The 13,352-nt window shown below is 65.6% G+C and carries 12 protein-coding genes and 1 other RNA gene; 6 read left to right on the top strand and 7 right to left on the bottom strand.

Translation table 11 applies throughout. The features are described 5' to 3' along the window. Positions 1 to 42: 42 nt before the first annotated feature. Together glnA and CH275_RS14830 are read right to left on the bottom strand one after the other, a co-directional pair. Positions 43 to 1,383, bottom strand: a complete 1,341-nt coding sequence (gene glnA / locus CH275_RS14835; protein ID WP_094679073.1) for a type I glutamate--ammonia ligase — start codon at positions 1,381 to 1,383, stop codon at positions 43 to 45. A 102-nt stretch (positions 1,384 to 1,485) separates the two neighbouring features. Beyond that, entirely contained in the window at positions 1,486 to 3,054 is a 1,569-nt protein-coding gene (locus CH275_RS14830) for an alpha/beta hydrolase (protein WP_094679072.1), read from the bottom strand. Positions 3,055 to 3,129: 75 nt separating this feature from the next. Here CH275_RS14830 and CH275_RS14825 point away from each other — a divergent pair, with 75 nt between their 5' ends. The 4 genes from CH275_RS14825 (at position 3,130) to pip (ending at position 7,288) form a co-directional block, all read left to right on the top strand. Then, positions 3,130 to 4,869, top strand: a complete 1,740-nt coding sequence (locus CH275_RS14825) for an NAD+ synthase (RefSeq protein ID WP_218828790.1) — start codon at positions 3,130 to 3,132, stop codon at positions 4,867 to 4,869. Positions 4,870 to 4,987: 118 nt separating this feature from the next. Then, a complete protein-coding gene (gene panB, locus CH275_RS14820) occupies positions 4,988 to 5,839 on the top strand; it encodes a 3-methyl-2-oxobutanoate hydroxymethyltransferase (RefSeq protein WP_094679071.1) in 852 nt (283 codons plus the stop codon). A 41-nt stretch (positions 5,840 to 5,880) separates the two neighbouring features. Then, positions 5,881 to 6,330 (top strand): hypothetical protein, encoded by a 450-nt coding sequence (locus CH275_RS14815; protein WP_094679070.1) that lies wholly within the window; start codon positions 5,881 to 5,883, stop codon positions 6,328 to 6,330. Position 6,331: 1 nt separating this feature from the next. Further along, positions 6,332 to 7,288, top strand: a complete 957-nt coding sequence (gene pip / locus CH275_RS14810) for a prolyl aminopeptidase (protein WP_094679069.1) — start codon at positions 6,332 to 6,334, stop codon at positions 7,286 to 7,288. Here pip and CH275_RS14805 read toward each other — a convergent pair. The 5 genes from CH275_RS14805 to CH275_RS14785 form a co-directional block, all read right to left on the bottom strand. Next, complete coding sequence (locus CH275_RS14805; RefSeq protein ID WP_094679068.1) at positions 7,278 to 8,708, bottom strand: RNB domain-containing ribonuclease; 1,431 nt, start codon at positions 8,706 to 8,708, stop codon at positions 7,278 to 7,280. The genes pip and CH275_RS14805 overlap by 11 nt on opposite strands. A 2-nt stretch (positions 8,709 to 8,710) precedes the next feature. Continuing rightward, complete coding sequence (locus CH275_RS14800; protein ID WP_045194843.1) at positions 8,711 to 8,893, bottom strand: hypothetical protein; 183 nt, start codon at positions 8,891 to 8,893, stop codon at positions 8,711 to 8,713. 60 nt (positions 8,894 to 8,953) lie between these two features. Then, an RNA gene (gene rnpB / locus CH275_RS14795) (RNase P RNA component class A) lies at positions 8,954 to 9,395 on the bottom strand. 16 nt (positions 9,396 to 9,411) lie between these two features. Beyond that, positions 9,412 to 10,821 (bottom strand): MFS transporter, encoded by a 1,410-nt coding sequence (locus tag CH275_RS14790; RefSeq protein ID WP_094679067.1) that lies wholly within the window; start codon positions 10,819 to 10,821, stop codon positions 9,412 to 9,414. Further along, positions 10,818 to 11,396, bottom strand: coding sequence for a TetR/AcrR family transcriptional regulator (locus CH275_RS14785; protein ID WP_256991032.1), 579 nt, complete (start codon positions 11,394 to 11,396; stop codon positions 10,818 to 10,820). Before CH275_RS14785 ends, CH275_RS14790 begins: the two co-directional genes overlap by 4 nt. A gap of 71 nt (positions 11,397 to 11,467) precedes the next feature. Between CH275_RS14785 and CH275_RS14780 the strand changes: the two genes are divergently transcribed. Both CH275_RS14780 and CH275_RS14775 read left to right on the top strand, forming a co-directional pair. After that, a complete protein-coding gene (locus CH275_RS14780) occupies positions 11,468 to 11,992 on the top strand; it encodes a DUF1697 domain-containing protein (RefSeq protein ID WP_094679065.1) in 525 nt (174 codons plus the stop codon). Next, a complete protein-coding gene (locus CH275_RS14775) occupies positions 11,989 to 13,239 on the top strand; it encodes an SLC13 family permease (RefSeq protein WP_094679064.1) in 1,251 nt (416 codons plus the stop codon). The genes CH275_RS14780 and CH275_RS14775 overlap by 4 nt, the downstream gene beginning before the upstream one ends. Positions 13,240 to 13,352: the final 113 nt, after the last annotated feature.

The raw sequence follows: 13,352 nt of genomic DNA, 5'->3' as shown, positions 1-13,352 counted from the left end.
TCACGATCGAAGTAGAACGTAGCCCATGACGACGCCGTGCTGTTAAAGACCCAGGTAGGCCTTCAGCTCGTACGGCGTGACGTGGCTGCGGTATTCCTCCCACTCGCGACGCTTGTTGCGGAGGAAGAAGTCGAAGACGTGCTCGCCCAGTGCTTCGGCGACCAGTTCGGAGCCTTCCATCGCGTTCAGTGCCTGATCGAGGTTGCCCGGCAGTTCCTTGTATCCCATGGCGCGACGCTCCGCTGATGTCAACGCCCACACGTCTTCCTCGGCCTCGGGCGGCAGGGTGTATCCCTTCTCGATTCCGCGAAGACCGGCCGCGAGCAGCACCGCGAACGCCAGGTACGGGTTGCAGGCCGAATCGGGGCTGCGGATCTCGACGCGCCGCGAGGACGCCTTGTTCGGGGTGTACATCGGTACGCGGATCAAGGCCGACCGGTTGGCCGGTCCCCAGGATGCCGCTGTCGGTGCCTCTCCGCCGCGCACCAGCCGCTTGTAGGAGTTGACCCACTGGTTGGTCACGGCACTGATCTCGTTGGCGTGCTCGAGAATGCCGGCGATGAAGGACTTGCCGGTTTCCGACAGCTGCATCGGGTCGTCCGGGTTGTGGAAGGCATTGGTGTCGCCCTCGAACAGACTCATGTGCGTGTGCATCGCCGAGCCGGCCTGATCGCTGAACGGCTTGGGCATGAACGTCGCGCGCACACCCTCCTCGATGGCGACTTCCTTGACCACGTAGCGGAAGGTCATGATGTTGTCGGCCATCGACAGCGCGTCGGCGTACCGCAGGTCGATCTCCTGCTGGCCGGGTGCAGCCTCGTGGTGGCTGAACTCGACCGAGATGCCCATCGATTCGAGTGCGTCGATGGCGTGCCTGCGGAAGTTCGGGGCCGAGTCGTGCACGGCCTGGTCGAAGTAGCCGCCGTTGTCGGCAGGGGTGGGCGGTGAGCCGTCCTGCGGGGCGTCCTTGAGCAGGAAGAACTCGATCTCCGGGTGTACGTAGCAGCTGAATCCGAGGTCTGCGGCCTTGCTCAGCTGGCGCCGCAGCACGTGGCGGGAGTCGGCCCAGGACGGCGAGCCGTCGGGCATGGCGATGTCGCAGAACATCCGTGCCGAATGCTGGTGACCCTTGCTGGTGGACCACGGCAGGATCTGGAACGTCGAGGGGTCCGGCTTGGCGACGGTATCCGCCTCGGAGACGCGGGCGAACCCTTCGATGGCGCTACCGTCGAAACCGATTCCCTCGTCGAAGGCCCCTTCGAGCTCGGCAGGCGCGATGGCCACCGACTTGAGATACCCGAGGACGTCGGTGAACCAGAGGCGGACGAAACGAATGTCGCGCTCCTCGAGAGTCCGGAGCACGAATTCCTTTTGACGATCCATGAACGCGAGAGTAAGCAAACGGAGTTAAATCTGTGTTACATCGTGAATTCGGTCTCACTTCGTGAAACTCTCTGTCCACTTCTCGACCGGTGAGGTACCAGGTCAGCAGCGCAATTCGCTGCCCGGCGACACCAGATCGACGAGATAGTTCACCAGCGGATCGTCGATGCACTCGACGCCCGAGAACGCCACTGTGTGCTGGGTGCCCTCGTAGGTCACCAGATCGCCGCGCAGCTGGGCAGCCAACTCCACGCCCGCTTGGTAGGGCGTGGCCGGATCGTCGGTCGTCGAGACCACCACGAGCGTCGGCAGCCCCTCGACGTCGACGATGTGCGGGTCGCTCGTGTTGGGCACCGGCCAGAAGGCACACAGGTCCAGCGGCGCACTGCCGGTGGCCCGTCCGTCGTCCAGATACGGCGCGGCCGCGCGGAACCTGGCGTCGGCCTCGTCGGCGGCCGCTCGGTCGGTGGTCGGCGGGCCGTCGACGCAACGCACCGCATTGAATGCGTCGTCGATGTTGGTGTAGCTACCGTCCTCGAGCCGGCCGGAGTAGGTGTCGGCGAGCCGGAGCAGCGTGTCGCCCCGACCGTCGCGCAATTCGTTCAACCCGGCCCGGAGCAGACGCCACAGCTGCTGTGAGTACAGCGCCTGCTGTGCTCCGGTGATCGCGTCGTCGTAGCTGAGACCGCGTGGGTCGGTCGTCTCGGCGGGCCGGTCTATCAACGGGTCGACCAAGGACCGGAACTGCGCGACGGCCTGCGACGGGTCGGTTCCGAGCGGACAGGTCTCGGTCTGGGCGCAGTCGGCGGCGAACTGATCGAATGCGTTCTGGAATGCGGCACCCTGGGCGACGGCCTCGTCGACGGGTGACTGATCGGGATCGAGCGCACCGTCGAGCACCATCGCCCGAACGTTCGACGGGAACTCCTCTGCATATGCAGTGCCGATGCGGGTGCCGTAGGAATATCCGATGTAGGTCAGCTTCTCGTCACCCAGAACCGCCCGAATGACGTCCATGTCCCGAACCACTTCCCGGGTGCCGACGTGCTCTAGCACGTCTGCGCCGGTGCGTTCGACGCACTGGGAGGCATAGTCCCGATGTTCGGCCTCGGTGGCCGCGATGCCCTCGGGGCTGACATCGACGTCCGGTTCGCGACGTTCCTCGTCGACCTCCTCGGGCGTCAGGCACCGCACCTCCGGTTCGGATGCGCCGATCCCACGCGGGTCGAATCCGATGCGATCGAAGCGGTCGGCAGTAGCAGTGCCATCGGCTTGGGTGGCCAGGTACAGCCCCGAGGAGCCGGGACCGCCGGGGTTCATCAGGATCGAGCCGATCTTGTCTCCCGCTGCCCGCGTCCGGGAGATGGCGACCTCAATGGTCGTGCCGGTCGGATCGGCGTAGTCGAGTGGCACGGTGACCATCGCACACTCGACCGAGTCGCCCAGTTCACTACCGTCGGTGTCGTACCGGTCGCACGACTCCCATTGCAGCGTCTGCGTGTAGAACGACTCGAGCCCCGCCGGAATCGGACCGGCGACCGATGCCCGAGCCGAGGCCTCGGGTGCCGCGGTGTTCTCCGGTGTGGCAGTGGGCTCGGGGCCGGAGCAGCCCGCGAGCACCACGGCGACTGCGAACAGGGCCACGGCCGTGTTCCTGGTGCGCGTTCTCATGGGCACGATCGTGCCAGGTCGTTCCGAGCGCGCCCTCTTCTCGCTGCCCGGCGGGAACGGCGCGGGAGCACTAGCGTGGTCGCAGTGCAGGCCCTTCGACTCGCCCTCGCCCAGATCAATTCCGTCGTCGGTGATCTCGCAGGCAACTCCGCAGCGATCGTCGAGTGGACGGTCCGCGCCGCCCACGACGGTGCCAACGTGGTGGTGTTTCCGGAGATGGCCCTGACGGGGTATCCCGTGGAGGACCTGGCTCTGCGGCCGTCCTTCGCTGCCGCATCGGCTCGCGCCCTCACCGAGTTGGCCTCCGCGCTCGATGCCGCCGGCTGCGGCGACCGCATCGTGGTGGTGGGCTACCTCGATCGCGATGCCGAGGGCTCGCGCAACAGCGCCGCGGTGATCGTCGACGGTCAGGTCGGAACTCGGTACGACAAGCACTCCCTTCCCACCTACCGGGTGTTCGACGAGGCCCGCTATTTCGCTCCCGGATCGCGCCTGAGCATCGTCGAGGTGAACGAGCTCAGGCTCGGAGTTGTTGTCTGCGAGGATATCTGGCAGTCAGGCGGGTCGGTGGCGGCCTACGGGGTAGCGGGTGTCGACATGTTGCTCTGCCTCAACGCCAGTCCTTTCGAGCAGGGCAAGGACGAGGTCCGGCGATCCATCGCCCGGCACCGAGCCACCGAGATCGGCGCTCCGATCGCCTACGTCAACGTGGTCGGCGGCCAGGACGAGCTGGTGTTCGACGGGGCGAGCTTCGTCGTCGGTGCCGACGGTTCGATGTGGGGCCGCTCCCCGCAGTTCGTCGAACATCTGCTGATCGTCGACGTCGATGTACCTGCGGATCCGCATCCCGACGCCGCCGAGGTACCCGGCTGGACCATCGATCGGCTGTCTCTACCCGACGTGGCGGTCACCGGCTGGCAGCGAGCCGAGCCGTTCCTCACCGAGGTCGCGAGCACCGAGGAACAGGTATGGGGAGCACTGGTGACCGGATTGCGGGACTACGTGCACAAGAACGGCTTTCGGTCGGTGGCCCTCGGACTGTCCGGTGGTATCGATTCGGCGGTGGTGGCCGCCATCGCCGTCGACGCCCTCGGTAGCGACGGCGTGCACGCGGTGTCGATGCCGTCGCCGTACTCCTCGAGTCATTCCCGCACCGACGCAGAGGATTTCGCATCGCGCACCGGTATCCATTTCCGGGTGGAGCCGATTGCGAACATGGTGGCGTGTTACGTCGACCAACTGCACCTGACCGGCTTGGCCGAGGAGAACATCCAGGCCCGGTGCCGGGGCATGGTGTTGATGGCGCTGTCGAACAGCTTCGGCCATCTGGTTCTGGCCACCGGCAACAAATCCGAACTGGCCGTTGGCTATTCGACCATCTACGGTGATGCGGTCGGCGGCTTCGCGCCGATCAAGGACGTACCGAAATCGCTCGTGTGGGAGCTGGCGCGGTGGCGGAACAAGTCCGCTGCCGACCGTGGGGACATTCCTCCGATCCCCGAGTCGAGCATCGACAAGCCGCCGTCCGCCGAGCTTCGCCCGGGGCAACTCGACACCGACTCGTTGCCCGACTACGACGAGCTCGACGCCATTCTGTTCAGGTACGTCGACCACGACCAGGGCTTCGACGACATCGTGGCGGCCGGATTCGACGCCGCGGTGGTCGCGGACATCCTGCGCAAGGTCGACGCGTCGGAATACAAGCGTCGCCAGTATCCGATCGGCACCAAGGTCACCTCGCGCGCGTTCGGGCGCGATCGCCGCATGCCGATCACCAACGGCTGGCGGGACTACGCGACGCTCGACGAGGTGTGACGAATTGCACTGCCGGTAGCGCTCCGGCAGGTCGTGCGCAGTGGCAGACTCGAGCTCGTCATCACACCCCATCCCGGGGACCCGCCGAGCGGGCCTCGAGGACCAGAAAGGGACAAAGATGTCCGAAACTGCTGTGTACGGCGGATCCGCACAGGAAGCACCTTCCACCGCGCTGACCCGCAAGACCCGCACCCACCACCTGCTGCAGATGAAGGCAGAGGGTGAACGCTGGGGAATGCTCACCGCGTACGACTACTCCAGCGCGCGCATCTTCGAAGAGGCCGGCGTTCCCGTCCTGCTCGTCGGTGACTCCGCGGCAAACGTCGTCTACGGCTACGACACCACCGTGCCGATCACCGTCGACGAGTTGCTTCCGCTCGTCCGTGGCGTGGTCCGCGGCGCACCGCGCGCCCTCGTCGTCGCAGATCTGCCCTTCGGCACCTACGAGGCCTCGCCTCAGCAGGCCCTCGAAACCGCCGTCCGGTTCATGAAGGAAGGTCTCGCAGGCGCGGTCAAGCTCGAAGGCGGCGAGCGCGTCGCCGGCCAGATCGCTGCCATCACCGCTGCGGGCATTCCGGTGATGGCCCACGTGGGCTTCACCCCGCAGAGTGTCAACACCCTCGGCGGCTTCCGGGTGCAGGGCCGCGGCGACGCGTCCGAGCAGCTCGTCGCCGACGCCATCGCAGTCCAGGAGGCGGGCGCGTTCGCCGTCGTCATGGAGATGGTTCCCGCCGACATCGCCGGCCAGGTCACTCGCAAGCTGACGATTCCGACGGTGGGCATCGGTGCGGGCAACGAATGCGACGCCCAGGTTCTGGTGTGGCAGGACATGGCCGGCTACACCAACGGCAAGACCGCGAAGTTCGTGAAGAAGTTCGCCGACGTCGGCGATTCCCTGCGTACCGCGGCAACCACATACCTGTCCGAGGTGCGATCGGGAGTCTTTCCCGGACCCGAACACAGCTACTGACCGTCCTCGCCTCGTCCAGGTTCGGGTGGCACACTCGGGCCATGACAATCAGACGGGGTACGACGTCCATCGTAGGAAGAAGCGCAGTCGCAGTAGCAAGCGCGGCTGCGCTTCTCGCCGTGCTGGGGGCGTGCAGCACCGATACCACCAACACCGGTTCGTCGTCCACGACGACGACGGTCGCACCGACCACTACGCTCACCACGACTCCCGCGGAGGCGGTGATCACCGATGCCCAGAAGCAGCAGTTGTGCACCGATCTGGAAGCGCAGCTGTCCAATTGGCGCGTTCAGGGTCCTACGCTCGGCCGCGGCGGGCTGAACATTCTGGTGCAGACCTGGGCGGCACAGAGTGGCGTCATCAACCTGCAGGTCGTGCAGAACCGAGCGATCGTCGACGAGATCACAACCGAGACGTGCTCGGACGTACGGGACGAGGCCATTCGCTCGCTCGACATTCCAGACCTCGCGTCCGGTCTGGTGGGCTTCTAGGATGCGGACCCTCTACCCCGAGATCGAACCCGTCGAGACCGGCCACCTCGACGTGGGCGACGGCCAACAGATCTACTGGGAAGTCTCCGGTAATCCCGACGGTGCGCCGGTGGTGTTCGTGCACGGCGGTCCCGGCGGTGCCACCAATCCGTTGCAGCGGCGGTACTTCGATCCGCAGGCATACCGAATCGTGTTGTTCGATCAGCGGGGCTGCGGGCAGTCGACCCCGCACATCGCCGACGGTGCCGATCTGTCGGTCAACACCACCGATCGGTTGATCTCGGACATGGAGAAGCTCCGGGAGCATCTGGGTATCGACACGTGGTTGGTGTTCGGCGGTTCGTGGGGCTCGACGCTCTCACTGGCGTACGCCCAGTCGCACCGCGTTCGCGTGCGCGGACTGATCCTCCGAGGGATCTTTCTCGTACGGCCGTCGGAGATCGACTGGTACTACGGCGGCGGTGCAGGCAACATCTTCCCCGATCTGTGGGAGCAGTTCCTCGCCCCCATTCCTACGAGCGAGCGCGACGGCAATCTCGTCGAGGCGTATCACCGGCAATTGACGTCCGAGGATCACGAGGCCGCGACGCGAGCAGCGGTGGCGTGGTCGACGTGGGAGGCGGCAACGAGTTACCTGCTGCCGAAACCGGATGCAGTGCAGGACAACTCGGATCCGCGATTTGCCCTTGCTTTCGCCGGTATCGAAAACCACTACTTTCGCAACAACTGCTTTCTCGAAGAGAATCAACTGCTACGCGACGCCCCTCTGCTCGACGGCATTCCGGGTGTGATCGTGCAGGGCCGTTACGACGTCGTGTGCCCGGCAACGAGCGCCTGGGCGCTCCACAAGGCCTGGCCCGGTGCCGATCTGGTGATCGTCGACGATGCTGGACACTCGGCCGCCGAGCCCGGGATCGTGCATCACCTCGTCGAGGCGACCGATCGTTTCAGGCCGTGACGGCCGGGTAGTCGAATCGGACTGCGCGCGAGTCGGTGTCGGCCCGGGTCAACCGGACCGTCACCGACTCCCCCGCGGGCGGTTCCCCGTCGCACTTTCCGAGAACGATCGGGTCTGCCACCAACACCTCGGCATCCCGCTTTCCCTCGGCACCGCGCAGCACGACCGCTGAGAACTGCTCGCCCACTCGATCTTTCAGTACCTGCGCTTCGGTGAGGTCGATGCAGGCGCGGTCCACTTTCGACGCCGCCGAATCCGATCCGCGCATGGTGGCAGGCAACTCCGGCAACGCCTGCGCCGCCCAGTCCGGTACCGGTGCTCCGGCCACGACCGCCAGGCACACCTCAGTGGCGAAGCGATCGGACAGTCGTCGCAGAGGTGCCGTCACGTGGGCGTACGGCGCACCGATTCCCGAATGCTCGACCGACGCGTCACTGTCGGCGGGGTTCGTCGAGTGGTCGAACGCGAGGTAGTCCGCCCCGCGCAGCAACCCGGTCGCCTGGGTCATCATCGCGAGAGTCGACGGGTCGTCGGTGGGCAGGCCGGCCAGCACAGAACCGGCAGATGCTCCTGCGGGCCACTCGATTCCGAGTGCCTGTGCTGTCTTCTTCAGCGTGTCCACGGATTCGGACGAGGCAGGCGGCAGGGTGCGCACGATGCCGATACCGGCGTCGAGCATGATTCTGGCGGCGCACATTCCCGTCAACAGCGATACCTCGGCGTTCCACCCGTCCACAGCGGTGCGTGGTTGCAGGACGATACGCCAGCCCTGCCCGTCGGGCACCACTTCCTGCTCGGGCAGGGTGATGTCGACGGCGCCGCGCCGTCTGGCGGCGGCCGCGCGCTGCGCCCCGAACTCGGCCAGCGCTGCGATGGACGGATGCGGCGTCCCCGCATCCACGTCGGCCTGCACTGACGCGTAGTCGAGGCGGGCGGTCGATCGAACGAGCGCGCGGGTGACCGTCCAGGCTGCCGCCTCGCCGACATCGTCGAGTTCGATGGTCCAGAGCGCGGCGCAGCGAGTCTGCCCCTCCAACAGGCTGCCCGAGCCTTCCGACAATTCGCGTGGGTGCAACGGCACGGATCCGTCTGGGAGGTAGAACGTCTGGCCGCGCCGACGGGTTTCGGTGTCGAGCGCTCCACCGGGCGTCACCAGTGCGCCCACGTCGGCGATCGCGTAGTGCACCACCAAGCCGTTCGACGTCTTCTCGATGTGGACGGCTTGGTCGAGGTCCTTCGAGCCGGGTGGGTCGATGGTGACGAACGGGATGTCGGTGCGGTCGATTCTGCTGTCGGCGTGCAGGTCTCGGGCTTCGATCGCCTCGCGCATAACGGCGGCATCGAACGCCTCGGTCAGTGCGAACTCGGATCTGATGGTCTCGAAGTCGAAGCCCGGGGCCCTCAGCCGGGTGAGCAGCACCGTCAGTTGTTCCAGTCGTCGTCGGAATCTGCGGCCTTGTTGCGCGCCGCGGCAATCTTCAGCGCCTGCTCCGCGGTGGCCTTGTCCGGATACGGGCCCATGCGGTCGAGGGCGTTGGTCTGCTTGCCCTGTACGACCTGCTTGGTGCTGATGTCGTAGTACCAGGAGGTGTCGTCGTCGGTCATGACTTCCAGTGTGCCCCATGGAGCGACGCCGCAGGAGAACTGCGGGAGAAATAGTGAATGCGAACGAGTCGGCCTGTAAGCCGGATCCTGTCTGCCGTTCCTGCTTTCGCAGGTTCGACGTCGACGACCATCCATCTGGGCACACCGTTGCCGGGTACCTCGAGCAGTCCACCCGCAGGCTCGGGCGAGCAGCCCTCGAGCACCTGCGCAGCTGCACCCCTTGCGCGATGCAGCCTTCGACCTTGCTCCGGGCGGGGTTTACCTAGCCATCCCAGTCACCTGGGATGCTGGTGCGCTCTTACCGCACCGTTTCACCCTGACCTGCAGTTCGGTTCCGAAGAACCGATCCGCAGGCGGTCTGTTTTCTGTGGCACTGTCCCGCGAGTCACCTCGGGTTGCCGTTAACAACCGCCCTGCTCTGTGGAGTCCGGACTTTCCTCGGCTCGAAGCGCGGCGACACTCGTTCGCCCGTCCTCCGAGCCGCAGCCGTCCGGCCAACTCGTTCGCAGTTGCGTACTCTACTCGGCCCGCTCGAGGGGCCCGGTGCCTGCCCGACCACGAAGAACGGTCGCACTCGTGACGACCGCGGCGGCGGTGACGGCCGCGCCGAACCAGGCTGCATCGCTGTACGACCCTTCGGTTGGAAGGGTCGTGCCGGCGCTCGTTCCAGCGGCCAGGACGAGACCACCGAGCGCGCTACCGAACGCGAACCCGACACTGCGCACCACCTGGTTGATGCTCATGGCACTCGACGTCTCCTCGGGAGGGACGACCGACAGAACGACGGCAGGCAGCGCAGCCGAGAAACTCCCGACGCCGAAACCCAGAACAGCCATCGCCGCACAGAGTTCCAGGACGCTGGTGCGGGTTCCGGCGAACAGGGCGAGAGCTCCCAGAACGACGAGTGCGCTGAACGTCAGAGCGTGGGCGGACCCCACCCGACGTAGTGCACGGGGCACCAGCTTGCCCGCGAGAAACCCGGACACGGAGAACGGAATCAATATGAGTCCTGCTGTGAAGACGTCGAGCCCGAATCCGTATCCGGCACCGGAAGGCGTCTGCGCGTATCGCGTCACGATGGTGAGCAGGAGATACATGCCGATGCCGCCCAGGAACATCGCACCGTTCGCACCGACCACGGCCCGATGGCGGAGCAACCGGAGATCGACGAGCGGTGCCGAGCTCCTGAGTTCGACGCGGACCCACATGCCCGCACTGACGATCGCGATTGCGGCCAGTGTCCCCACCGCCCATGGGTGGCTCGTCCACAGCGCAGTCTCACTGACGAGAATCAGCACAAGGGAGAGGGCGAGCGCGAGCAGCAGTGCACCGGGAACGTCGATTCGAGTCGAACGCTTCTGTGGCGAGGGTGGAATCACCTTCACAGCAACAGCCAGAGCCATCACCGTCAGTGCAGCACCGAAGCCGTATGCGGTGCGAATCCCACCGTGGTCGGTCAGAAGCCCGGACAACGGGTAGCCCACACCGACACCCGCAGTCGATGCGACCGACAACAACGCAATGGTCGATCCGGAGCGCTTGTCGGGCAAATGATCTCGCGCAACACCCATCAGCATCGAGGTCAGTGCCAGGCCCACTCCCTGGGCCGCTCGGCCGAGGAGTAACCAGGAGAAGGACAGTGGCAGTGCGGTCAGAATTCCACCGACCGAGACGACGCCGAGTGTTCCCAGAACGGCCGCTCGTCGGTGCGGACCGGATCCCAGGCGGCCGAGAACAGGCGTCGTCACGGCACCGGTCAACAGCGCCACCGTGAGCGTCCACTGCGCACTCGACAGCGAGACGCCGAATGTGGTTGCAACGCTGGTGATCAACGGAGCACCGAGGCTGCCGACGGCGGCCACGACCACTCCGACGAACACCAGCGCAGGCACAAGCAGTCGCGAGTCGCGGCACTCGGCGGCGGTCATCGGTTCGTATCGCTCGTGATGTGGTCGAACAATCCGGCCTGGATGCGAGTGCCCACTCCGTTGGCCCACGGCGCGTCGACGTCGTGGATCTGCAGGGCCGCGCCACTGTTGAGCAGCATGCCGAACGCGAGAAACGCCTTGACGGTCACGGCGTCGAGCCCGGTGACCTCCGCGACTGTGTTCCACATCCGGCCGAAGCCTGCCCGCACCGCGTCCCGGACCTCGGGATCGCCACATGCTGCGATCCCCTGTAGTTGCAGCAACAGTGAGGTTCGATCATCGAGCATGGCGTAGTACCGCTCCCCCATCGACGCCAACGCCTGTTGCCCGGTGTCCGTTCCCGCAGCTTCACGCATTCCGTCCGCCAACCGATCGAAGGACGCGACGACCAGTTCGGAGAACAGTGCCTTCTTGGTTCCGAATATCCGAAAGATGTAGGCCTGGGTGATCCCGGCTGTGCGGGCAATTGCCTCGGTCGAACCGCCGTGGAGTCCGGCCGTGGCGAATTCGTCCGCTGCGATCCGCAGAATCTGCTCGCGACGGTCGGGTCCGGTCATCCGTTCTCGCTGCGCCATGACCATCAAGTTACTGGTTACTAACTACTTACTCAAGGGCGGTTGTCGAGCACTTCACTACAGTTCCTCCCATGAGTGAGTGGGTCGTGTTGCTGCGCGGCATCAACGTCGGTGGCATCAACATCAAGATGGCCGATCTCCGTGAGGCCCTGACATCGGCCGGCTTCACCGATGTCCGCACCGCACTGGCGACCGGCAATGTCCTGCTGGGCTCTTCGCTGACCGTCGACGCCGTCAAGGCACAGGCGGAGAGCACGCTCGCCCAGGCGTTCGGCTACCAGGCCTGGGTTGTGGTGCTGAACGTGCCGACACTTCGAGCTGTGGTGGAGTCCTACCCGTTCGACGCCGAACGAGAAGGCTGGCATCCTTATGTGGTGTTCGGTAACGATGATAGCCATTTGACCGAATTGTCCGCTCTTGCAGACGAACTCGACCCCGAGCTCGAAAGGATCGCCGAGGGGAACAGCGTGCTCTACTGGGAGGTGCGCAAGGGCAGCACCACCGACAGCACGTTCGGGAAAGCCACGGCGAAAGCCAAGTACAAGGCCACGACCACCACGCGAAACGTGCGCACGCTCGTGAAGATTCTCGCGTGACCGTTCTTGCCGCGGCATTGGTCGCTGCTGTACTCGTTTTTGCGATCGTCCGACCCCGCGGTCTGCCCGAGATCGTCGCTGCGCTACCGGCTGCCGCGGTCGTTCTGCTCGTCGGTCTCGTCAGCCTCGACGCCGCACGCGAGCAGGTACTCGAGCTCGCTCCCACCGTCGTGTTCCTGGCGTTCATCCTGATCCTGGCGCATCTCTCGGATGCCCTCGGTGTGTTCACCTGGATCGCCGCGAAGCTACGACGAGGCGCGAAGGGCAGCCCACGCAGACTGCTCACTCTGGTGTTCGCAGCAGCTGCATCGACCACGGCAGTCCTCAGCCTCGACGCCACCGTGGTGCTGCTGACACCGGCCATCATCGGCGCGGCGCGCATCCTGGGAATGTCGCCGCGTCCACACAGTTACGCCACTGCACACCTGTCCAATTCGGCGTCGACTCTGCTGCCGGTGTCCAATCTGACCAACCTGCTGGCCTTCGCCGCAACGGGTCTGACCTTCCTGCACTTCACGGCCCTGATGGCACTGCCGTGGATCTTCGCGGTCGCTATCGAACTGGCGGTGTTCCTGATCTTCTTCCGCAAGGATCTGACCGGTCCCGCGACCCCACCGAGCAGTCCCACTGAGCAGAGCACCGACGACGTACCCGCACCTCGCAGCACGCTGCTCATCCTCGGTGCGACACTCGTCGGCTTCGCGGTGGCGGGGCTCTTCGACATCGAACCGTTTTGGGTGGCCGCCGTGGGGTCGATTGCGCTGGCGATCCCGGCACTTCGAGGACGTCACACCACGCCTCGCGCCGTTCTACGCGGCGCCGATCTGCCGTTCTGTGGCTTCGTCTTTCTGCTCGGCATCGTCGTCCTCGGTGTGACGACGGGACCGATCGGCGACTGGTTGGCGCGGATCCTGCCGTCCGACACCACCTTCGTGTCACTGCTCGCCGCGGCCGCCATCGCGGCGGTGGCGTCGAACATCGTCAACAACCTGCCCGCGACCCTGCTGCTGCTGGCCGCGTTCGGGGCCGACGCTCCCCCGGCGCTGTTGTTGGCCATGGTGATCGGGGTGAATCTCGGCCCCAACCTCACCTATGTCGGGTCGCTGGCAATCATGCTGTGGCGACGCGTCGCGTCGGCAAACGACGAGCCGGCCAATCTGAAGACGTTCACCATTCTCGGCGTCATCACGACGCCGCTGACCATCGTCGGGGCCGTGGCGGGCCTGTGGCTGGCGCTGCAGATCTAGCCCTGAGAAACCAGTACGGGCTCCGATGTCTTTGCCGGAGTCGCCGATGATCATGGTGACCGATACTCGAGCGAGAATCAGGGGGCGGTTCCTTCCCGGTAGTGAGGTCGGTG

Source organism: Rhodococcus sp. 06-235-1A, assembly GCF_002258785.1.
Taxonomy (GTDB): domain Bacteria; phylum Actinomycetota; class Actinomycetes; order Mycobacteriales; family Mycobacteriaceae; genus Rhodococcoides.
Note: the sequence above shows the minus strand (reverse complement) of the source record. Positions and strands in the feature narration are given on the sequence as shown.